The 24597-nt window shown below is 36.9% G+C and carries 12 protein-coding genes; 9 read left to right on the top strand and 3 right to left on the bottom strand.

Annotation, left to right across the window (positions count from 1 at the left end):
• Positions 1-161 precede the first annotated feature (161 nt).
• From E0W73_RS06340 to E0W73_RS06325, 4 genes are all read left to right on the top strand, one after another.
• Entirely contained in the window at positions 162-1502 is a 1341-nt protein-coding gene (locus E0W73_RS06340; RefSeq protein ID WP_135221243.1) for a TolB-like translocation protein, read from the top strand.
• A gap of 60 nt (positions 1503-1562) precedes the next feature.
• A complete protein-coding gene (locus E0W73_RS06335; RefSeq protein WP_135221242.1) occupies positions 1563-2966 on the top strand; it encodes a family 43 glycosylhydrolase in 1404 nt (467 codons plus the stop codon).
• A 20-nt stretch (positions 2967-2986) separates the two neighbouring features.
• Positions 2987-4315, top strand: a complete 1329-nt coding sequence (locus tag E0W73_RS06330) for a rhamnogalacturonidase (RefSeq protein ID WP_135221241.1) — start codon at positions 2987-2989, stop codon at positions 4313-4315.
• A gap of 244 nt (positions 4316-4559) precedes the next feature.
• Positions 4560-7001, top strand: coding sequence for a glycosyl hydrolase 115 family protein (locus E0W73_RS06325; protein WP_135221240.1), 2442 nt, complete (start codon positions 4560-4562; stop codon positions 6999-7001).
• Positions 7002-7243: 242 nt separating this feature from the next.
• Here E0W73_RS06325 and E0W73_RS06320 read toward each other — a convergent pair whose 3' ends face one another.
• From E0W73_RS06320 to E0W73_RS06310, 3 genes are all read right to left on the bottom strand, one after another.
• Positions 7244-8752 carry a rhamnogalacturonan acetylesterase gene (locus tag E0W73_RS06320; protein ID WP_135221239.1) on the bottom strand — a complete coding sequence of 503 codons (1509 nt, stop codon included), beginning with the start codon at positions 8750-8752 and terminating at the stop codon, positions 7244-7246.
• Positions 8753-8920: 168 nt separating this feature from the next.
• A complete protein-coding gene (locus tag E0W73_RS06315) occupies positions 8921-11788 on the bottom strand; it encodes a glycoside hydrolase family 2 TIM barrel-domain containing protein (protein WP_135221238.1) in 2868 nt (955 codons plus the stop codon).
• 17 nt (positions 11789-11805) lie between these two features.
• The gene (locus E0W73_RS06310) at positions 11806-13164 is read right to left on the bottom strand and encodes a rhamnogalacturonan acetylesterase (protein WP_244248442.1); all 1359 of its coding nucleotides are present in this window, start codon (positions 13162-13164) and stop codon (positions 11806-11808) included.
• 245 nt (positions 13165-13409) lie between these two features.
• Here E0W73_RS06310 and E0W73_RS06305 point away from each other — a divergent pair, with 245 nt between their 5' ends.
• The 5 genes from E0W73_RS06305 (at position 13410) to E0W73_RS06285 (ending at position 24587) form a co-directional block, all read left to right on the top strand.
• Positions 13410-17027: a DUF4450 domain-containing protein gene (locus tag E0W73_RS06305; protein WP_135221237.1), complete on the top strand. Its 3618-nt coding sequence runs from the start codon at positions 13410-13412 to the stop codon at positions 17025-17027.
• Positions 17028-17229: 202 nt separating this feature from the next.
• Positions 17230-19356, top strand: coding sequence for a hypothetical protein (locus E0W73_RS06300; protein WP_135221236.1), 2127 nt, complete (start codon positions 17230-17232; stop codon positions 19354-19356).
• Positions 19357-19507: 151 nt separating this feature from the next.
• On the top strand, positions 19508-21358 hold the full coding sequence (locus E0W73_RS06295; protein WP_135221235.1) for a rhamnogalacturonan lyase: 1851 nt from the start codon (positions 19508-19510) through the stop codon (positions 21356-21358).
• 251 nt (positions 21359-21609) lie between these two features.
• A complete protein-coding gene (locus E0W73_RS06290) occupies positions 21610-22980 on the top strand; it encodes a glycoside hydrolase family 28 protein (RefSeq protein ID WP_135221234.1) in 1371 nt (456 codons plus the stop codon).
• Positions 22981-22997: 17 nt separating this feature from the next.
• Positions 22998-24587: a family 43 glycosylhydrolase gene (locus E0W73_RS06285; RefSeq protein ID WP_135221233.1), complete on the top strand. Its 1590-nt coding sequence runs from the start codon at positions 22998-23000 to the stop codon at positions 24585-24587.
• The last annotated feature ends 10 nt before the right edge of the window (positions 24588-24597 follow it).

Below are 24597 nucleotides of genomic sequence, written 5' to 3'. Positions count from 1 at the left end.
ATGCGAAAGAGTTTACCGTTCCAATTTTAAAACATAGCCCATAGTTTCAACTATGGGAATGCGATGATTTGTGCAATATGCTTTTATCATTTTAATTTTAAAACATAGCCCATAGTTTTAACTATGGGAAAACCGTGCTAAGGTTAATCAAAAACAAACAGATGAAATTCAAATCAATCTCCATTATATTTTTATTTTTTTTCTCGGCGACAGCTTTTAGTCAGATTGGGAAACGTTTTCCATCTGAGAAAAAGATAATCAAAGATCCTGTCACGGGTGTCGATTTGATCTTTTTGACTACGAAATCGGCAGGTGATTCGAAAACATATCCAACTCATCCGCAATGGACAGCAGACGGCGAGTGGCTTATTTTTAGAACTAAAAGAGCCAATGGTGATGCAGTTGCAGTCAATGAAAAATCGGGCGTGATGGTTCAGGTTACAGAAGGTGGTTACAGCGGTACTTTGTGTATGGCGCAAAAATCGATGAAATTGTATTATATGCGCAAAGGCGAAGAAAATACAATGCAGATTGTAGAAGTAAATCTGGACAACGTTTTTAAGGATAGTCAAGCTGGAAAAATGAAATCAGTTGCAGCTTACGAACGTATTTGCGGGATAATACCTTCAGAAATGGGAGCATCGGGAGATATGGCTTTGGATGCCGACGAAGACCGAGTCTATTTTAGAATCGGAAGAGAAGAAGCGGCAAAACATTTGGATCCGAACATTAAAATTGAAAAAAGCTTTGGTCCCAGAAATATGGGCGCAGGACCGGGCGGTATTGGCAGTATGAATATAAAAACAGGAGAGTTGAAACATGTAGTTTCGGTGCCGTTTCAGGTAGGCCATATTCAATCGAATATCTGGAATCCTGGCGAATTGGTTTTCTGCTGGGAAACTGGCGGTAAATCGCCTCAGCGCACTTGGACGGTTATGGCAGACGGTTCGGGTTTAAGGCCTTTGTATCCTGAATCGGATTATGAATGGGTGACACACGAAGCGGTAATTTCTAAAGATGAGGTGGCAATGGCTATTATGGGACACCGAAAAATAGATATTCAAAAAGAAGCTCCAGTTGAAGTTACCGAAAGTACAGAAGTCAGAAACCCGCAGAATCCAGGTCAAGAAAGCAATTGGGGAAACTCAGGAACACGAGAAAAACCAACAGGTTTAGCGATTGTAAATTTAAGAACCCGCGAAATGATTATTGCTGGACAAACTAAAAGTGGCAGCGGATTATGGCATGTACACGGTTCTGCTGACGGAAGATGGGCGGTTGGGGATGATTTCTCCAGAAGTTTATATTTAATAGACCGTAAAACCAACGAAATGATAATGCTGACAACAGGTCACAAACAAACCGCTGCAGACCATGTACATCCGACTTTTAACAGGGACGGAACTAAAATCCAAATTCAGTCGGCCATGCTTTCAGAAGATAACAGGACTATGAATATTTGTATTGTAAATGTGCCTAAAGAATGGTTGAAGAGGAAATAGCTTTGTAAAAAAACATCAAATTTTAAACCCCAAATTCCAATAAAAACAAAAATATAAACAATGAAAAAAACAGTATTCTGGATTATTTTCCTTGCCAATATCATTATTTCTTCTGCTCAAAAGTTGGAGAGGATGGATGCTGTTTATTCTGGAGTACCATGGTTTGACCAGAACGGAAATATTGTAAGCGCACACGGAGCTTGTGTTGTAAAAGAAAAGGAGACTTTCTATCTTTTTGGAGAAGCTCATTCTGACGATAGCAATGCATTTGCTGGATTTAATTGTTATTCTTCTAAAGACCTTTACAATTGGAGGTTTGAAAACATTGCACTTCCAGTACAAAAAGAAGGTAAACTAGGCCCAAATCGTGTTGGAGAAAGAATAAAAGTGATGAAATGTCCCAAAACGGCTGAGTATGTAATGTATATGCACGCCGATTCTTTAACCTATAAAGACCAATTTGTAGGTTATGCTGTTTCAAAAAACATAGAAGGACCTTATACATTTAAAGGCCCGCTTTTGTTTGAGGGAAAACCAATAAAAAAATGGGATATGGGAACTTTTCAAGACGATGACGGTTCAGGATATATTCTGGTTCATGGTGGTGAAATTTATAAATTAAGTGATGATTATAAATCGGTTACAGAAAAAGTGAACGAAAACATAACAACAGGTTTTGAATCGCCAACGATGCTTAAAAAAGACAATTTGTATTATTTTATTGGCTCGCATCTGACCAGCTGGGAACGAAATGACAATTATTATTACACTTCAAATTCAATTAAAGGGCCTTGGGAATCCCGTGGTTTAATCGCTCCCGAAGGAACATTGACGTGGAATTCCCAGTCGACTTTTGTTTTGCCTGTTCAGGGTTCTAAAACAAAAAGTTATATATTTATGGGAGACCGCTGGTCTTTTCCAAAACAGGCTTCTTCGGCAACTTATGTCTGGCAACCGCTTACTATTTCGGGAACTTCTTTAAAAATCCCAGAATATAAGGAAAGCTGGCAGATTGACTTACAAACGGGAATTGTAGCTGTACCAAAAAATGCAGATAAAATTGTAAAGAATACAGATTCTAAAATTAAATATTCTGGCAAGTGGAATCATGCTGTAAAAGAGAATAGGATTTCAGAAAGCAAATCAGATGATAAAGAGGCTTCATTTTCGATTCAATTTAAAGGACAGCAGATTGGTTTTTCGAGTTTTGTTGGTCGTGAAAATGGTTATGCCAAAGTTGTTGTTACAGATGAAAAAGGAAAAATAGTTAACAGCGCAACGGTAGATATGTACAGCAAAAATGCAATGGAAGCAACAGTTTATAAATCTCCAGTCTTAAAAAAAGATAATTATACATTGACAGTTTATGGAACTGGAGAAAGACCCAATTGGTCAGACAAAAGAAAATCAAATTACGGCAGTACAGGAAATTACATATCTGTAACTCAAATTGCTATTAGATAATAAAATAAAAATAGGATACAATGAAAAAGTTTTTCACTTTAGTTTTTTGCGTTTTGGGAATGGTTCAAAACGCTTCTTCACAAAAATACAGCAATGACAAGTTTCCTGATGGAAGCGAAATTACGCCATGGTTTAAAGATTATACCAAACTGGAACTTAAAAATCTAGGCAAACAGTATAAAATTACAGACCATGGCGTGAGGACAGACAGTACCAAAATGCAGACAGCGGCCATTCAGAAAGTGATAGACAAAGCAGCTGCAAACGGCGGTGGCGTAATTGTGATTCCAAAAGGCGTTTTCCTAAGCGGTGCTTTGTTTTTTAAGCCTAAAACAAAATTGTATATCAGCGAAGGCGGCGTCTTGAAAGGTTCAGATAATATCGCTGATTTTCCGATTATGGCTTCTAGAATGGAAGGGCAGAATTTAGATTATTTCCCAGCTTTGGTCAATTCGTACGGAGTTGATAATTTTTCAATTTCAGGAAAAGGAACTATCAACGGAAACGGAAAAAAATATTGGGATGCTTTTTGGGCGCGTCGTAAAGAAAATCCAAAATGTACGAATTTGGAAGTTTCGAGACCAAGATTGGTATTTGTGTGGAATTCAAATAATGTGCAGTTTCAGGATGTGAAATTGATTAATTCTGGTTTTTGGACGAATCATTTTTACAAATGCAACAATGTTAAACTGCTCGATTTGTATATTTTTTCTCCGCATATTAAGGACAAAGCACCAAGCACTGACGCTATTGATGTAGATATCTGCACCAATGTTTTAGTTAAAGGCTGTTATATGTCGGTTAATGATGATGCCGTTGCGCTTAAAGGCGGAAAAGGTCCTTATGCAGACCAAGACCCAAATAATGGAGCAAACAAAAATATTATCATCGAAGACTGTAATTTCGGTTTCTGCCATTCAGCTTTGACTAATGGAAGCGAAGCAATTCACAATAGAAATGTAATTATGCGTAATTGTAAAATTGACGGCGCTTCAAGATTATTATGGCTGAAAATGAGACCTGACACGCCACAGCGCTACGAATACATCAGAGTTGAAGATATCAAAGGAGAAGCAAAAACAGGATTGGCGGTTTTTGCCTGGAAACAATTCTTTGATTTAAAAGGACGTCCCGATATTCCGCTTTCTTACGGCGATAATGTGACTATGAAAAACATCGAATTGAAATGCGATACTTTTTACGGAGTAGAAAACGACCCGAATGTTCGTTTGTCTAATTTCACTTTTGAAAACTTAAATATAGAATCTGCAAAAACAAATATTGATAAAAGTTTGATAAATGGTGTGACTTTTAAAAATGTTTATTTGAATAAGCAACTTGTGGATTAAAGGTTCTAAGATGCTAAGCTTCTAAGGTGCTAAGGTTTAGAATTGAAAAAATCCAAAAGATGAAAGAGATTAGTTTTGATTTTTACAAAATTTAACCCAAACCTTTAAAATTAAATTGAATTGCCTCCATCTTTAGCTGGAGGTATTGAACATGTCATGCAAAAATGGCTTTAGCCAAATAATGAGTTTCCTAAAAAATGACTTTGTGCCTTAGCGCCTTCGTGGCAAAAAAAAAACAACAATAATGAAAAAAACACTGCTATTAATTTTCTCAATTTTATCTATAAATGTCTTTTGCCAAAATAAAAATGCAACTGAGTTTTTAATTGCAGATTCCAATCATGCAGTAAATATTTTCATTGACAAAAACACGGATTCACTAATAGTTTGGGCTGTAAACGAACTCGCAGATGACATTAAGGAAATAACAGGAAAACGTCCTGAAATTGTTACTGTAAATGACGTTTCTAAAAAAGGAATTTATGTTGGTCAGGTTTCTTCAAAATTATTTCAATCCAAAAGTAATGAGAAAGAATTAGCGAATCACTGGGAAAAATTTTCCATTAGAAAAGAAAAAGATAATCTTCTGATTGTTGGTTCAGATGTCAGAGGAACAGTTTATGCAATTTTTGAAACCACCAAACGTCTCGGAATTTCTCCTTGGAAATGGTGGGCAGATGTTCATCCGTTAAAAAAAGAAAATCTTTTGTTGCCTCTTCCGTCAAAAGGAATTGTTGAAGCGCCATCAGTACAATATAGAGGTATTTTTTTAAATGACGAAGACTGGGGATTACAACCATGGGCAGCCAAAACTTTTGAACCAGAAACAGGAGATATCGGCCCTAAAACCTATGAGAAAATTTTTCAGTTGCTCCTGCGTTTAAAAGCGAATACAATCTGGCCCGCGATGCATCCTTCTACAAGAGGTTTTTTTACCCTTTCGGGGAATAAGGAAATGGCGCAGCGATATCGAATTGTGATTGGTTCTTCTCATGCCGAACCTATGCTTCGAAACAATGTTGACGAATGGAAACCGAAAATTTATGGCGATTACAATTATTTTACGAATAAATCTCAGGTCGATAAATATTGGCAGGAGCGATTGGATGAATTAAAATCGGCTCAAAATGAAACAATTATGACCTTAGGAATGCGTGGTGTTCATGACAGTAAAATGGAAGGCGCAAAAGATTTAAAGGAATCGATTTCAATGGTCGAGAAGATTATTCTGAATCAACGCGAAATGCTTTCAAACACTTTTAAAAAACCGCTTTCAGCCATTCCTCAGGCTTTTGTTCCGTATAAAGAAGTATTGGAATTATACGATAACGGACTCAAAGTTCCAGACGATATAACCCTTGTCTGGCCTGATGACAATTACGGTTACATTCGTCGTTTGAGCAGTCTCGAAGAGCAAAAGCGAACAGGAGGAAGCGGTGTGTATTACCACATTAGTTATTGGGGACGTCCTCATGATTATCTTTGGCTGAGCACCACACAGCCAGGTTTGATTTGGTACGAAATGACAAAAGCCTATCAAAATGGTGCAAAAAAAATGTGGATTGTAAATGTTGGAGATATTAAACCAGCAGAATACGATACTGAGTTTTTTCTGGATTTAGCTTGGAATGTCAACAGTATTAAATCGGATGGAATTGATGAATATCTTAAAAACTGGACAGCAAGAGAGTTTTCTGCCGAAGTAAGTGAAGAGTCAGCATTAATTATAAAAGAATATTACCGTTTAGCAATGCTCAGAAAACCTGAATATATGGGATGGAGCCAGACAGAACCGACAACTCCCGTTAAATTTTCTGATTTTTCTGAAGAAGAGTCCTTAAACCGAATAAAAGTTTATGAAAATCTAGTCCAAAAAATAGACGAACTGGAAAAGCTTATTCCTGAGGAAAGGAAAGACGCTTGGTTTCAGTTAATGGTTTATCCTGTTAAAGGTGCTGCTTATATGAATTATAAATTTTTATATTGGAATTTAGCAGCTATGGTTTCAGATGTAACTCAAAAAGAAAAGTATAATACTTTGGCTACTCAGGCTTTTGAGAAAATTCAGGAATTAACTCGTTTTTATAATGAAAAAGCAAGCAATGGCAAATGGAATTATATGATGTCGATGCAGCCGAGAAAATTACCTGTTTTTGAAGCAGTTAAAACTAGTGAGGTTTCTAAAGAAAAGGCAGTAAAAACATCGAATAGAATTTATATTCAAGCAGACCAATTTACTTCCAAAAAAGAGGTAGAAAATTATCAATGGAAAACAATTCAAGGTTTAGGATATAGTGATAATGCGGTGACTTTATTTCCGTTTACGCAGCGTTATTTTAAAAATGAAAAACCGTCTGTTTCTTATGAATTTGAAATTGAAAAAGCCGGAGATTATGAAATTGAAGTACGTCTGCTTCCAACTCATTCCAATAATTTTGACCATGAAATCGGAATTAAGGTAGACGGAAATAATACAGAATACTTTAAAATAAACACAAAAGACCGAGATAAAACTTGGAAAGAAAATGTGCTTAGAAATAGTGCAATCGTAAAAATTCCAGCCACAAATCTTTCAAAAGGAAAACATAACGTTAAGATTGAAGTCAATCAAACTGGAATTGTACTTGACCAATTAGCAGTTTACTTAGCTGCTGAAGGAGGAACTTATGAAATTCCATTGAAATAAAATTTAGCTCAAAAGCAAAACTCTCTTTTTGTAAGCTTCGGAGAAGCGAAATATTTATAGAAAAATTAAATGTTTACAATGGAAAGCTCCAGAGGAGCGACATATAGTGCGGATTGTAAAAATCATGTTGATAATCTAAAGTTTATTTAACCACAAATTACACAAATTTTCGCAAATTAATTTGTGGGAATTTGTGGCTAAAACAAGTTTCCAACCTTAAGAACTTCGAGTTACTGCCTGCTTTATTTCGGGATTTCAATATAATCCCTCAAATTGCAGTTTTTTAGTTTTTGAATGCTTTCAGCCACAGTAAGCGCGTTCATTTGTGCGCCTTCCAAACCAGTATGCGTATGGTCTTTTGGGAAAAAAGCTTTTACCTTTTCTTTTCCGAGTAACTCATATTTTTGCGCCACAATTTCATTCAAATCAATGTAGAGAACATTTTGTTTTTCTGCAGCAATTTTAGACCAATTGCCATAAGTATCAGTTCTTCGTTGTACTTTATCATTTGGCCATTCATTTCGAGGCGTCTGGCTAAGAACGATTGGAATTGCGCCTTTTTCTTTGGCTTCGCGAATGAATTTCTCCATATACCAGCCAAAAGTATGAACAATTTCTTTAGTTCCGTCCGGACGAGTAACTTCCTGTGTTTCTTCGCCGTTTCCTTTCAAAGAACCTCTGAATTTTTCTTTATCAATATCGCCGGCATCATTATGTCCAAATTGAATCAGAATAAAATTTCCAGGTTCCAGCTGGTTTTTAACTTCAGTCCATAAACCTTCATAGTCAAAAGTTCTGGTGCTTCTGCCACCACGTGCTTTATTGATTACTTTAATTCTGGTTGTATCGCAATATTGAGGAAACGGAACTCCCCAACCCACAGCATCAGGATTATTGTTATTGTTAGCCATAGTCGAATCGCCTATCAAAAAGACTTTTTTCTTGGTAGGAAGTACAATTTTTGGATTGTTTAGAATGTATTTTTTTAGGGAATTTTTACTGTTTTTCAGTTCATCAATAATAACAGAAGCCGAAAGAACAGCTCCTTTTGCCGAAGTATGCGTGTGGTCTTTTTTATAGAAATAAGTGCCTGTAACTTTTGTTTCTCCAAATTTTTCCATTTCGAGAGCCATTTTTTCGTTCAGGTTGATAAAAGTTACCTTTTCCTTTTCCGCAATTTGTTTAGCCCATAATCCGTAAGATTTATCATTTCGTGGTACTTTTCCGTCCTGCCAGTCATTGCGTGGAATAGGAGAGCAGATAATCGGAATGGCGCCTTTTGATTTTGCTTCACGAACTACCTTCTGAATATACCAGCCATAAGTATGTACAATTTCATGTTTTTTGGTCAAGATATTGTCTATTTCTTCGGTTTCAGAACCAATTCCTTTAATGGTTCCTCTTGCACGCAGACTGTCATTTACGGGGCCATTGTCATTATGTCCAAACTGAATCAGTACATAATCTCCTTTTTTTAGTTTATTTAAGACTGCCGTCCAAAGTCCTTTATCCTGAAAGGTACGGCTGCTGGTGCCTCCCAAAGCATGATTTTCAATCCTGATTTTTGTTGTATCCAGATATTGCCCAATAAAATCTCCCCAGCCCCAAAGACCGCCGGCTCCATCTCCTTTTCCATTTTTCACAGTCGAATCTCCAACCATAAAAAGAGTAGGTTTATTGTCTTGTTTTGATGTAAAATTGAAAAATAATACAGCCAAAAGTAGTACAGAAAGTATTTTAAATAATTTCATGTTTTGAATTATAATTTATGAATAATGTTGTGCTTGTTTGCTTAACCGCAAAGTTCGCAAAGGTTTTACGCAATGAGCGCAAAGCTTTGCGAACTTATTTTTTTCAGTATAAGCAGATAAAATCTTTGCGTTCTTTGCGGTTAAAAGATTTAGTCCTTAAACTTGAAATTAAATCTTATCTCTAAAATCAAACCATAGATTCATTTTTATCCCGTCATCTCCGCTTTTGATGCGGATATTGGTTGGCTGACTTTGAGGTCCTTGCTGTTCAAGAGGTTTAAAATCTCTCATGGCCGGAATTTCATACATAAACGAAATATCTCCCTCAGGAAAAGCTGGCTGTGGATAACTGCCTGGGAAACCATTTTTAGGTAAATCAGGAGTAAATAATCTCAAAAATAGATTATCTGATTCGCTGAAAACTTTAAAAGAAGAAGCTCCAGCTTTTAAATTCGCTCCAATGACATTAGCATGATACCCTTTAAATTCAGGATACACCAAATTTTCAAAACTTTCTCCTGTTATCGTAGTATTATAATCTTTCTCCCAAATTCCGTAGGTTGTGCCTTTTATTCTATTTTTCCAAACACGATATGGCCCTCTTCCAAACCATTTCATTCCCGTAACATCCTTTTCAGGAAAACTGAAAGTAATTCCGAAAGAATTGATTTTATCTTCAAAAAATGCTCCGTCAAAACCATCAAAACCGCTTGGTGCTTTTTCGTTTTTCAGTACAATCATTTCCATTTTAAATCTTCCGTCAGCTTCCATAGTCCATTTTATAGTTGAAATTCCACCAACATAGGAAACCAGACAAACTGCTTTATCTCCTTCTTGTGAAACTTGAATGTCTTTTAGTTTCGTTTTCATCCCGATAGGACGCGGGCCATTTGTTAATGGAATAGTTGCAATTCCGTTTTTAACAGAAGTAATTTCTCCATTAGCAGCATTGAGAACGACGTTAACATCATTTCCTTTTAAAATAACTTCGGTTGCAGTTTTAATTGCCGACGCTTTTGCTTTTGTATTTTGAACGGCTAAAAACTTATTGGCGTAAAAAAGCGCTTTATGAATCGGCCATGTCCAAGTATAAATTTCTTTATTAAACTGGTCATAAGCGGTAATGGAAAGTACATCTCCTTCTGCAAAATTGTTTGGAACGGCAAACTGAATTTTACGTGTTTCTCCCGGATTTATATCTGGAATTTGAATTTTACCAGAACTTATTGTTTGTGCATTTTTATTGCTGTACAAAACGTCTGCATCAGATTTTAGGACTTTAAATTCCATTCTGCAAGAGTTCAGATTACTAAATAAATAATCATTCGTAATCAGAAAAGAACCGTCAAAATCTGGAGTTACTTGTTTTGGTTGAAACTGTATTGGTGCCCAAACTTCCTTTACAGTATAATAACTACCTTCTTTTTCGCGATGAGGCCCTAAAATTCCATCGGCGGCTAAAGAACCTTTCGAATCAAATTTTACATCTCCGGTCCAGTCAGAACGTTTTACGGCTTCGTCGAGCATTGCCCACATAAAGCCTCCAGCAAAAAGCGGACTTTCTTTGTAGCGGTTCCAGAAATCCTCCAATGCGGCTCCATGTCCGTTATCATAAGTTCCGTGCATGAATTCGGTTGGAAAAAACACATTCTCGCCCGCATTAAAACGATGCATTCCGGTTAAGTAAGTTGGATAATGATGCGTATCCCAGCCATTAAAATCAGCCCATGGATGAATCACAATTCGTTTCTGCGGGTCTTTTTCAGCAAAAACTTTATCAACTTCATAATTCCAGCCGCCTTCATTTCCATTGTCCCAGATAATTACAGATGGATGATTGACGTCACGTGTTACCATTTCGCCCACCAGTTTTGTTCCCGTTTCAGTATCGTATGAGTTTTGCCAGCCTGCCAATTCATTCAAAACGAAAATCCCAAGAGAATCACAAACCTCTAAAAAGTGTTCGTCCGGAGGATAATGCCCGCGGACAGCATTCATATTCATATCTTTGATTAGTTTTCCGTCCAGTTCACTGATGCGTTTGCTGGTGCTTCGTCCTCCTTCAGGCCAAAACGAATGACGGTTAATTCCCTTCATGACAATTTTAGTTCCGTTTACATAAATCCCGTCCTGTTTTTTAAACTCTAGAGTCCTGAAACCAATTTTTTTGCTGTATTCATGAATTACATTTCCGTTTTGTTTTAAAACCAATTGTAATTCGTATAAATTTGGGTTTTCCGGATTCCAAGGTTTAATGTTTTTCCATTGTGCTGCTATAGTTTCTTTAGTAGTTTTCGCTTTAAGCGGAAAAGAAAAAGTTTCCAGATTTTCTCCATTTAAACCTTTTAAAGATGCTTCTAAAGTACTGTTTTTCGCAATGTTTTTTAAGTCCAAATCAACTGTGATGCTACCATCCATTTTCGGATTTACAGCTATATGCTGGATATTGGTTTTTGGAGAAACTTCCAGCCAAACCGGACGATAAATGCCTCCAAACAACCACCAGTCGGCTCTTCTTTCAGCTGCATTAACCGATTTATTGGCAGAGTGTTTCCAGACATGAACTTCCAAAGTGTTTTTGGCACCATAGGTCAATAACGACGAGATATCATATTTAAACTCATAAAAACCGCCTTGATGAATAGCGCCTGCCAGTTTTCCGTTTACTTTTACCTCAGTGTCCGTCATGGCACCGCCAAAAACAATCTTCATTTCCTTGTCCTTGTAAGACGCTGGAACTTCAAATTCATATTTATACAAACCCTCTTCTTTGCTTGGTTCTTTTTGGTTTAGTTCTTTATACCAGCGTCCGTAGGTATATTCTCCAAAACCTTCCAATTCCCATTGAGAAGGGACATTTATTTTTGACCATTTTTTACTGTTATTACCGTCGGTGCAGTAAAAATCCCATTGTACAGGATGTTCAAAATCTTTTCCCGAAAGATAAATTTTGTCAGTCTGCTGCGCTGTACCGTTTAGTGAAATAAAAATAGCCAGTGCCGTAATAAACTGAATTTTAAGTTTTTTTAGTTGCATAAAAGTGGGTTCTTGGGTTAGTTTCCATCTGGTTTAGAAATTTCAAAACGGGCACTCATTGGCAGTGTCCAGCTTGAAATATAGTTAGGTTTGTTCGGATTATATTCCGGAATATCTTTTTTGATTTGTTTTTTCAAAGGAACGTCAAGCTGACGAATTCCTCTAATTACACAAAGTGCAATTTCGTTGGCTCCAAAACTATTAAAATGTGTGTTGTCATCTAGTGCTTTTTCCTGACCAGGAAAGGTGTTGGCAGGATATTGCACAAAAGCTTTTCTGGATACTTCGTCGCCCCAGGTTTCGTAAAGCTCGGTTGTCATTTTTGTAATATCAATAAGAGCTGTATTGTTTTTTTGAGCTACGGTGCGCATAGCTGGAGGAAAATCGCCATGTGTATCTTTTAATGTACCATTTTCATTAAAAAAACGGCGCTGTGTTGGAGTAACTAAAATCGGAATTGCTCCTTTATCTTTAGCAACCTGAGCAAATTCAGTCAGTAAATTGGAATACGATTCCCATGGGCCGTTGCCGGCCCCTTTGATTTTTTCATCATTATGACCAAATTCCACAAAAAGATAATCTCCTTTTTTGATTTGGGAAAGTATTTTTTTCAAGCGGTTACTGGCTTTAAAAGAACTCAAAGAAGAACCCGAATACGCATAATTTGCCACAACAACATTTTCATTAAAATAGTTCGTAATAAATTGTCCCCAAGATGCCCAAGGCTCTACATCTTGGTCGGTAACTGTAGAATCTCCGGCTAGATAGAGAACCGTTAAATTGTCTTTTTTTGTGATTTTGATACTTTGAACGGCTGTTTCGCCTAAAAATTCCAGTGTCAGTTTATCATCCCAATCTAAGATGTCTTTTTCGCGGTCTTTAAGAGTAACACTCAGATTGTCATCAATTTTAGGATTTCTAACATTTACATTAAAAATCTGTAATGCTGATTTTCCTTTTGCAACAACAAACTCATTAACCATTAATCGACGAGATTCTGCTTTTATGGTTGTTTTAAGGTCTTTTTGAGGATTTCCTAAAACTACTTCAACTTGATAATTCCCTTCAGGAAGTTTTACAGAAAAGTAGACAGGTTTTTCAATAGAAAAAGAATTGGAGTTTAATTTTAGGTTGGACTCGGTATTAAAATCAAATCCATATCCTAAATCAGATTGGTATTTTAAAGATTTTGTTACCGCAATTCCTTTTTTGATTTTTAAATCGCTGCCAAACTGAAAAAGCCATGGCTTTTTTATACTGTCTTCCAAAACGGTTTTGGCCGTGTAGCTATTTTTAGCAGAGCTGCTCGCAAACACAGGAAACGACATCAAAATAGAAAACAAGAATAAATACGAATATGTGAAAATTTTAGTCAAATTTTTAAGATTTTAATTTATTTCATTTTCAAATCTAATTGTTCTTGTTTTTAATAGTATCCTGTACTATGATGTTAAAAAATGATGAAAAAAGTAAGGATTTATTGCATAAGTCAGGTATGTACAGGATACGATGTATATAAAAAACAAAGAAATTGCATCAATATAATATTGAATTGATAAAAAAATCAATAAATATTTTCGTTATGTGTTTATTTTAAAAATATAACTTTTTTCGCCATTCTATGAAAGCTAAAACATGCCGTATTGCTGTATTTTCTGCCATTTTTTTCTTCCATTCCTTAATAATAATCGGACAGGAGAAAACGGTGCGCAAGATTCATTATGCACCTGAAGGAAATAGTTTTGTATTAAAAAACGGCACTAGAAAATTTAATAGAGCACTTTATGGTTCCAATACCGCATTTAGAGCAGAAGCGGGAGATTTGCCAGAATTTGCGCTGTACATGCCAGGAATGGGCGGCAATCTTAAATTAGGTTTAATAAGCGGAAAAGACAGCAGATGGATTACTGAATCATCAAAAATTCAAACCAGTTATGTTTTAGGAACCATGCATTATGAAATTCAAGATGCTCTTTTAGGAACTGGAAAACTGTCGATTGATGCCGTGGCTTTACGAGATAAAGAGGGTTTTATTTTGAAAGTATCAGGTGTCAATGTGCCAAAAGATTGCAGTCTCGTCTGGGTTTACGGTGGCGCGACAGGGAAAAAATTCAGTCGTGACGGAGATATCGGAGCCGACCCTGAATCGGTTTTTTATCTGAAACCCGAATATTGCGTGAACAATAAATATACTTTACAAAAACAGTCTTTTTTGCTGGAATATGGTTCAGAAAGCAACAAGGAAAAAACGGGAAACAACAAGAGTTTAAGAGGATATTTTCCGGATTCCACAGTTCGTTTAGCTAATGCTGAAAAACAGAATTCGCCTTTAGAATTGCTCAGTTCTGAGTCGCAATCGCTTATGGTTGTTACGGGAAAAGTAAACAGCCTTCAAAACGAAAATTATTGGCTTCTGACACCTGAAAAAATACAGAATCTTACGCAAAAAAATATTGCATCACTTTATGAAGAAGCTGTTCAGCAGACAACAGTTTTAGCCAATAGAGTAAAGGTGGTTACTCCAGACCCTTATATCAATACATTGGGTGGAGCCCTTGCAATTGCTTCTGACGGAATATGGGAAAGTCCAGCTTACTTGCATGGCGCAGTGGCATGGAGAATGTACCTCAATGCGTGGCGTGGTGCTTACACGGCTGACCCTTTGGGTTGGCATGACCGTGCAAAATCTCATTTTAAGAGTTATAGCAACTCACAAGTTACAACTCCTGAGAGTGGCCCAGTTGTGTTTGATGCTGAAAAAAATCTTGCGAGACAGAAAGAAGAAATGGGAACATCCATGTTCAGCAGCGGCTACATCAGCAGAAATCCAAACAAGAATACTGTTGCTCATCATTATGATATGAATCTCGTTTTTATTGACCAAATGTTGCGTCATTTTAAATGGACTGGAGATACCGATTTTATGAAGGAAATGTGGCCTATACTTCAGAGGCATATTAACTGGGAAAAACGAAATTTCGATGCAGACGGCGACGGCCTTTATGATGCCTATGCCTCAATCTGGGCGAGCGATGCGCTTCAATATAGTGGAGGTGGCGTAATTCATTCTTCGGCTTATAATTATTATGCTAATAAAACCATTGCCGCTGTCGCTCAAGAATTAAAGGTTGATGCGCTTCCGTTTTCAAAAGAAGCTGATAAAATTTTAAAAGCTTCGAATCAGATTTTATGGCTTCCTAAAAAAGGAATTTTTGCAGAATATAAAGACGCTTTAGGAAATAGATTATTGCATGAAACTCCTGGAATCTGGAGCATTTACCACACGATTGATTCAGAAATGGCTACACCTTTTGAGAGTTTTCAGATGTTAAATTATGTAGATAAACAGATTCCTCGCATACCTATTCAAGCAGAAGGATTAGATAGGACTGACTTATTCACTATCAGTACGACCAATTGGCAACCTTATACGTGGTCGGTCAATAATGTGGCATTAGCGGAACAATTGCACACCGCTTTGGCTTTCTGGCAGGGAGGACAAGCTGAAAAAGCGTATCATTTATGGGAAAGTGCTTTGATAGAAAGTATGTATCTCGGAGCTTCGCCAGGCGCTTTCGAACAGCTTTTGTACCAAGATGCGATGCGTGGCGAGTTGTATCGTGATTTTGCCGACCCAATCGGAATGGCTTCAAGGACTTTGGTTGAAGGACTTTACGGAATTCAGCCTGACGCTTTAGCAGGAACTTTGACTATTTCTCCTGGTTTTCCTTCTCAGTGGAATCAAGCTTCAATTGAAATTCCAGATATTTCATTTTCTTTTAAGAGGGAGAATAAAAAAGACAGTTACAAAATCGAAAATCGTTTTGCGTCCAAAATGAGTTTAAAGTTGCTTTTGGATGCGCCCTATGATAAAATCCAAAGTATCATGATAAATGGCAAAATTGCTTCCTACAAAGCAATTTCAGAAAGCATCGGAAAGCCGAAAATTTGTATTGAATTGCCGTATAGTGCTGTTTATGATGTGGTTGTGAATTGGAAAGGTTTTCCATTAGAAACAAAAAAGCAGACACCATTTTATACCAGCGGACAAGATTTGCATATGATGACTTTTAAAGCCGAAATTCTTTCGGTTTACGACCCGCAGTCGGTTTTGAGTACTATTTCGAAAACTCAAAATGAGCTTCATGGCAAGGTTAATGGGGAAGGAAACAGCGTGTTTTTTATAAAACTGAAACAAGGCGAAATGTCTTGGTGGCATCCTGTTGAAGTTAATTTTAAACCAAAATTAGAATCTACAGCCAAACTTACAGAAGGAAATACTTTAGAAATTTCCATTAAAAACAATACTGTAAAAAAGATTGTAGGTTCTTTGGTTTTGAATACGAATGAAAAAGCCAGTCAGCCAATTAATTTTAATGTATTAGAAAAGAAAACAGTTCAAATTCCAATTCAGGATTTAATGCCGGGAACTAACAGATTTGAGATTAAGAACGGCAATTCATCCATTCAAAATATGGAAATAATCAATTGGGATATTCCGTTTTCGGCTTCCAATAAACAGGAATCGATAATTCTTTCGTCTTATTTTAATGCTAAAGTTACCGATGTTTTTACCAATGAATATCTTTCACCAAGACCTAAAACAACAACATTACAGCTTCCTAAACAAGGAATTGGCAATTGGTGTTATCCCAATTTGGAAGTAAAAATTGACGACAACGGCCTTCGTGAAAAAGCCAAAAATAAAGACCAAATAACTTCTCCCGAAGGAATTGTATTTAACACACCTTCTGCATCAGACAAAAAAAATATTGTTTTCACTTCCATGTGGGATAATTATCCAGAAAGTGTTTCGATTCCGTTATCTGGAAAAGCTTCGCATGTTTATTTTATGGTCGCGGGAACTACAAATCCAATGCAGAGCCGAATGACAAATGGCGAAATCACAGTAAATTACACAGACGGGACTTCGGAAGTTTTAGTACTTAAAAATCCAGAAAACTGGTGGCCAATTGAGCAGGATTATTTTATTGACGGACTTGCCTTTACCACCGATGCTCCAAAACCACCAAGAGTTTATCTAAAATCGGGAGAAATTTCGAGAGATTTTAAAGACTTTAAACCGATAAAAGGACTGACTAATTATGGTGTTGAAGGCGGTGCGGGAACGATTTTGGATTTGCCTTTAGATAATAATAAAACATTAAAAAGTTTGACTTTGAAAACCATTGCGAATGATGTGGTCATTGGTTTGATGAGTTTGACTTTGATTAGATAATAATATGAAACAGCTTGAGATTTAACCGCAAAGCACGCAAGTTTTTTTTGCTTTTGGAATTCTAAAAAAACGCAAAGTCCGCAAAGCTTTGTGTAGATAAAGCTTTGCGGACTTTGCGTTTTAAAACGTAATGTTTAGTAAAAAAACTTGCGTGCTTTGCGGTTAAAATTTCATTTCAATTAGAAACCAAAAAACTAACCCAATGAAAAAATATCAATTAATTATCGCAGCTTTATTTTCGATTTCGTTGTCGGCACAACAGAAAATAAACCGCAAAGCCTTGGTAACACGACATAATGTTCAAATTACAGCCATCGACACACTGGCTTCTTTAACAGTCGGGAATGGCGCTTTTGCCTTTACGGTAGACGCAACGGGATTGCAGACTTTTCCCAAAACCTATCAAAACGGAATTCCATTAGGAACACAGTCAGAATGGGGTTGGGACAGTTATAAAAATGTAAACGGTTATAAGTTTTCAGAGACTTTAAGAGATTACAAACAATACGGAAGAGATATTTCATACACGGTTCAGATTAAGGAACCGGCGAGAAGAGTGGAGGCGGTAAACTGGTTTAGGCAGAATCCGCATTTATTGCAATTGGGAAATTTAGGTTTTGAAATCACTAAAAAAGATGGAAGTCTTGTGCAACCAAGCGACCTTAAGGCGATTTCTCAAAAATTGAATTTATGGACAGGCGAAATTGAAAGCTATTTTGAAGTGGAAGGAACTCCGGTAACCGTTTATACTGCTTCGCATCAGGAAAAAGACGAAATAGGAGTAAAAGTAAAATCGACTTTATTGAAAGAAAAACGACTGAAAATCAGTTTACGTATTCCTTTTCCAACAGGAGATTGGGCTGATATGGGAACAAAATGGGAAGGCAAACAGGATTATAAAAGTACTTTGTCTGAAAAATCTAAAACGCAGGTGGTTGTAACCCATGTGATGGACAGCATTTCATACAATGTGAGTTTAAACTGGAAAGGAAACGCGCAGATTAAGAAAACAGGGGAACATTATTTTGTTTTAGAACCTTCAAATACAGATACTTTTGAATTAAGCTGTTTGTTCGCTTTAGCGGAAAAACCAGTTTCAAATTCTTCTTTTTCGGTTATTGAAAACAGCAGCAGCAAAGGCTGGGAACAATTTTGGAAAAGCGGTGCAGCAGTTGATTTTTCGGGAAGCACAGACCCTCGTGCCAACGAATTGGAACGCAGAGTAATTTTGTCGCAGTATCTAACCAAAGTGCAATGTGCAGGAAAAGTGCCTCCGCAAGAAACGGGTTTAACCTATAACAGTTGGTATGGAAAACCGCATTTGGAAATGCATTGGTGGCACGGTGTTCATTTTGCGCTTTGGAACAGAGCAGATTTATTAGAAAAAAGTCTTCCGTGGTATCAGAAAGTTTTTGATAAAGCAAAAAATATTGCCAAAAGACAAGGTTTTGAAGGAGCAAGATGGCAGAAAATGACCGATCCTGATGGTAACGAAAGTCCGTCCTCTGTAGGTTCGTTTTTGATTTGGCAGCAACCGCATTTTATTACCTATGCCGAATTGCTGTATCGCAATAAACCCGAAAAAGCAACTTTAGATTTATACAGCGAAAGAGTTTTTGCAACCGCAGATTTTATGGCTTCGTTTGCGAATTACGATGCTAAAAAAGACCGTTATGTTTTAGGGCCGGGCGTTATTCCTGCGCAAGAACGTTTTAAGGCAATGGAAACTTTTAATCCGACTTATGAGTTGGCGTATTGGAACTGGGCTTTGAAAACGGCAATTGCATGGAAGAAAAAATTAAACCAAAAAGTACCTGAAAAATGGGAAACGGTTTTGGCGAAATTGTCTCCATTGCCAATTTCAGATAACGTTTATCTGGCGACAGAAAGTGCAACAGATTCGTATACCAATCCGGAATTTAAAACCGACCATCCTTCCGTTTTGGGAACTTTCGGAATGCTTCCTGAAACTTCTTTATTGGATAAAAAAATCATGAAAAACACTTTCGATTTAGTTTGGAATACTTGGTCTTGGGATAAAACTTGGGGTTGGGATTTCCCAATGACCGCCATGTCTGCCGCTCGTCTGAAAATGCCAGAAAAAGCAATTGATGCCTTGTTTATGAATGTGACAACGAATACCTATTTAAAAAACGGGCATAATTATCAAGCAGAACGTTTAACGCTTTATCTCCCTGGAAATGGCGGATTGCTGACCGCAGTAGCGATGATGTGCGCAGGCTGGGATGGAACAAATGAAGAGAATCCGGGTTTCCCTAAAGATGGAACATGGAAAGTAAAAAGCGAAGGATTCCAAAAAATGTTTTGATTCTAAAGGCTCTAAGTTCTGAGATTTTTTGTCTTATTGTTAAGTACAGTTTGTCATTCTGGTTTCTATGACAAGAATACCTGAAAAATCTGTGCTAATCTGCCAAAATCATTTTAAATCTGCGTGAAATTTTCATAATAAATCATCAATCATGAAAAATATAATTCTATTAATAGTTTCATTTTTAACGGTTTCTGTTTTTGCGCAAAGACAGATGGAAGACCTAGACCGCGGTCTTATTGCCATTAAAGACAAAGGACAGTTTTTTATCAGCTGGAGGGTTTTAGGAACAGACCCAGACGATTTGGCTTTTAATTTATATCGAAAAAACGGTTCTGGAAAAGCAGTGAAATTAAATGACAAACCGATAACTGGCGCAACAAACTTTGTAGATACCAATGCTAATCCTCAAGAAGAAAATACTTGGTTTGTAAAAACGGTTTTAAAAGGAAAAGAATCTGATGCAAAAGGAAGCTTTACGATTCCGGCTTCGAGTCCTGATAAAGATTATTTGTCGATTGTCTTAAAACAAATTGAAGGTTATACGGCAAATGATCTTTCGGTGGGTGATTTGGATGGTGACGGAAAGTACGATTTTGTGGTGCACATGACCGGTAAAGGACACGACAATTCTCATACCGGAATTACCGATCCGCCTATTTTTCAGGCCTATACTTTGGAAGGTAAATTTTTGTGGGAAATCAATTTAGGAAAGAACATTCGCGAAGGCGCACATTATACGCAGTTTATGGTGTACGATTTGGATGGAGACGGAATTTCGGAGTTTGTATGCAAAACAGCAGATGGCACCAGAGACAGTCAGAATAATGTTGTAGGAGATGCAACAAAAGACTGGGTTGATCGAGATTCAAATTCGCCAACTTTCGGAAAAATTTTGAAAGGCCCTGAATACCTTTCTGTCTTTAACGGAAAAACAGGAAAACTCATTACAACAGTCGATTATATTCCCGAAAGAGGCGACTTGGCTGGTTGGGGAGGATATGGTGGCAGCGGCGGAAATGATACTAAAGGAAACCGTATGGACCGTTTTTTGGCTTGTGTTGCTTATCTCGACGGCATTCATCCAAGCGTTGTAATGTGCCGTGGTTATTATGGAAGAACAGTTTTGGCAGCATGGGATTTTAAAGATCAAAAACTAACTTCAAGATGGGTTTTTGATAGTAAAGATTCTGAGAATCCCTATTCGGGAATGGGAAATCATAATCTTACAGTTACGGATGTGGATAATGATGGAAAAGATGAAATTATTTACGGTTCGATGTGTGTTGATGACAACGGAAAAGGGTTGTACACAACAGGTTTCAGACATGGGGATGCCATTCATGTTTCAGATTTAGATCCGGATCTTCCAGGATTAGAAGTTTTTGGAATTCATGAAATAGAAAATGGAACAAAAGGGCCTGGGGTTACTATTTTTGCCGCTGCTGATGGAAAAGTCTTATTTACCGATTCTCTAAATGAAGATGTCGGCAGAGGCGTTGCAGACAATATTGATCCAACTAGAAAAGGCGCTCAGTTCTGGTGGTCAGGTTCTGCTAATTTATATGATATGAAAGGCAATGTCATTGGAAAAGCACCAAGTTCAATTAACTTCTTAATTTATTGGGACGGCGACACATCACGTGAAATACTGAATTCAAATTATATAGATAAATATGGTAAAGGCCGTTTGTTTACTGCCAATGGAGCGGTTTCCAACAATGGCACAAAATCGACACCGGCACTTTCGGCCGATATTCTGGGCGATTGGCGTGAGGAATTGATTTTGAGGTCGGAAGACAATAAAGAGCTGCGAATTTATTCTACCACAATTCCGACCGAAATCAGACAATATACGCTCATGCACGATCCGCAGTACAGATTGAGCATTGCGTGGCAAAATGTTGGCTACAATCAGCCTCCGCATACTAGTTTTTATATGGGGACAGACATGAAGCCTGCTCCAAAACCAAATATTGTATTGGTATCAGATAAGAAATAGTTGAGAGCTAATGCACACGACATTCGCATTTAAAAGTTTCCGCCACGAATTACACTAATAAACACGAATTGTAACTATTTTTTTATTACACAAATTCTTAAGAACAGACTGAATTAGTACAATTCAATTTTAAATTGGATAAAAATTAGTGACAATTCGTGTAGTTCGTGGCCAACTTTTTTTTATTTTTTAAAAGCGAATGCCCTGGCTAATGCAAGAAAATAATACTTAAGATTAAAATCAATTTCATCATGAAAAAAATAATATTTTGTACGGCTTTATTGATTTCGTTTGTTTTTGTATCGTTCAAGAAAAACAAGTCAGGAGTAACTTTAAAAGAAGTGACTGTAAAAGCGCCTTTTGAAATGCCAGCGATAAAAATTCCAGATTTTAGCAACTGTAAAGAATTCCCGATTACAGATTTTGGTGCTGTTGCGGGAGACTTGAATAAAACTTCTGAGGCCATCAGTAAAGCTATTGCTAAGGCCAGCAAATCGGGTGGCGGAACAGTGGTTGTTCCGGAAGGAGAATGGTTAACAAAGAAAATTCATTTTAAAAGCAATGTAAATCTGCATTTGAAAAAAGGCGCGGTTTTGCTTTTTTCAGAAAATCCAAAAGATTACCTGCCAGCCGTACGTTCAACTTGGGAAGGTTATGAATGTTATAATTATTCGCCTTTGATTTATGCTTATCAATGTAAAAATATTGCCATTACGGGAGAGGGAGAATTAAAAGCCAAAATGGACGTTTGGAAACAATGGTTTGCAAGACCCAAAGCACATATGGAAAGCTTGAAAAGGTTGTATTATCTGGCTTCTTACAACAAACCTATGAAAGACAGACAGATGGTAAATGATACAGCCAATTTTCGTCCGCAGTTTATTCAGTTTAACAGATGCGAAAATATTTTGATGGAAGGGGTGACAATTACCAACAGTCCGTTTTGGACGATTCATCCTTTTCTGTCTAAAGATGTAGTGCTTCGAAATCTGAATGTTTACGCTCACGGACATAATAACGATGGTGTAGATCCCGAAATGAGTCAGAATGTTTTGATTGAAAATTGTGTTTTTGACCAAGGAGACGATGCTATTGCAATTAAATCGGGAAGTAATCAGGATGCTTGGAGATTGAATACGCCTTCAAAAAATATTGTAATGCGAAACTGTACCGTCAAAAATGGACATCAATTAGTTGCTATTGGAAGTGAACTTTCGGGCGGTATCGAAAATGTTTTTATTGATAATTGTACGGTGGTAGATGGAGCCAAACTCAATCATCTTTTATTCATTAAAACCAATGAACGAAGGGGCGGTTATGTAAAGAACATTCACATGACCAATATAACTTCAGGGAAAATCGACGAAGGAATTCTCGGCATTGAAACCGATGTTTTGTACCAATGGCGAAATTTAGTTCCGACAATCGAAAGAAGACTTACACCGATTCAGAATGTGTATCTTGAAAATGTAAAAGCCACAAACGTCAAATTTATCTCTAGAATTTTGGCGCAGAAAGAACTTCCAGTTGAAAATGTTTTTCTTAAAAATGTGACGGCCCAAAATGTTCAGGGAGAAAAATCCATTCATGAAAATGTGAAAAACTTTAGCACTCAAAACTGATTTAAATTTTTAGAAAGATGAATAACAATACCCTTTTGTTCAAAATACTTTTAATTTTTATATGCTGTTTTAACGGTTCAGTTGTTGAAGCGCAGTTGTTGAATATTAAAAATGATTCTTTTTGGAAGACCAAAGACGGAAAACCCATTTACAGTCAGGGTGGCGGTATTTTTAAATTTAAAGATCCTATAAGCGGTATTCAGAAATATTATTGGTATGGCGTTCAATATGAAGAGGCAGATGTTTATCGCAATAATCCTGCGGTAACGTTGCCAACATCAACTTTTCAGGCGGTAACCTGTTACAGCTCTACAGATTTGGTTAATTGGACTTTTGAAGCCGATGTTTTGACCAAAGAAAAAGTAAATAAAAACGGCAAAACCTGGGTCGGACGTTTGGGTGTTGCTTACATCAAAGAATGGAAAAAATATGCAATGTTCGTACAGCACGACTCAGAAGTATTGATTACACTTTCGGACTCGCCGACGGGTCAGTTTGAATGGCATCAGAAAATCAATATGGAAAAAATGATTGGAACGAGCAACACTGGCGACCAGACTGTTTTTACAGATGAAGATACGGGAAAGTCCTATTTAATTTATTCTTACGGACGAGGTCGAAATAAAATCTATGTTTCTGAAATTGGTATTAAAGACGAAAAAATAAATCTTTTGGATTGTACAGAGGTTTTTAAAGGCGAAAGCCGTGAGGGAAACTGTATGTTTAAGTACAAAAACAAATATTATATGTTTGCGTCCAATATTTATGGCTGGGATGCCTCTTTTGCTTATTATTTGGTAGCAGACGATATTCGTGGAACTTATGTTCCGACAAATGATATGCAGGTAATGAAAGGTACAGAAGATGATTTTGCCCACATTTCTCAAACCGGATTTTTCTTCTCTGTAAAAGGCAGTAAACAAGAAACGATTGTGTTTTGTGGCGACCGCTGGGCCAATTTTGCTGGAAACGGATTAGGTTATAATCAATGGTGTCCCATTTCGTTTGAAGGTACAACTCCTTATTTTAATTCGCTAAATTCATGGAATCTGGAAGAAAAAACGGGAAGATGGGAAGTAGCAAAAGATAATAACTACATAAAAAATGCCAGTTTTGAAGCCGACCGCAGGCATATTCCGAGTCCTGTAAAACCGGTTCAGATTCAGTTGACGGGCTGGTTTTCTGAAGTGATTCAAGGCAATAAGATTTCGTTAGATTCAATTTCGCCAGTTTTAAATCATTTTAATACCGAAGAAGAACGAAAAACGGTTATTGGCGAAAAAAGTCTTGAAATCAGTGATAAAATAGATTTTAAAAGAAAGATTTTTCAAACTATCGCTTCTTCGCCATTCGTAAAACTGAAAGACGGTGTTTACACGCTTTCTGCCAAAATAAAAAACAGCACCGATTTTACGAATTTAGAAATGTATGCGCTCAGCAATAACAAGAAGTTCTCTTATACTATTAAAGGGGAAAACGCATTGTGGAAAACCATTACCATTTCGAATATCATTGTTAAAGAAGGAAAGGTAGAGATTGGTTTTTTGGCTGATGGAAAAGCGAATGCATATTGTTATGTGGATGATTTGGTTTTGGTGGAGAAATAAATTGCACAGA

The organism is Flavobacterium foetidum (genome assembly GCF_004634245.1).
Taxonomy (GTDB): Bacteria; Bacteroidota; Bacteroidia; order Flavobacteriales; family Flavobacteriaceae; genus Flavobacterium; species Flavobacterium foetidum.
The sequence above is the reverse complement of the archived record's forward strand: the minus strand, read 5'-3'. Positions and strand labels throughout refer to the sequence as shown.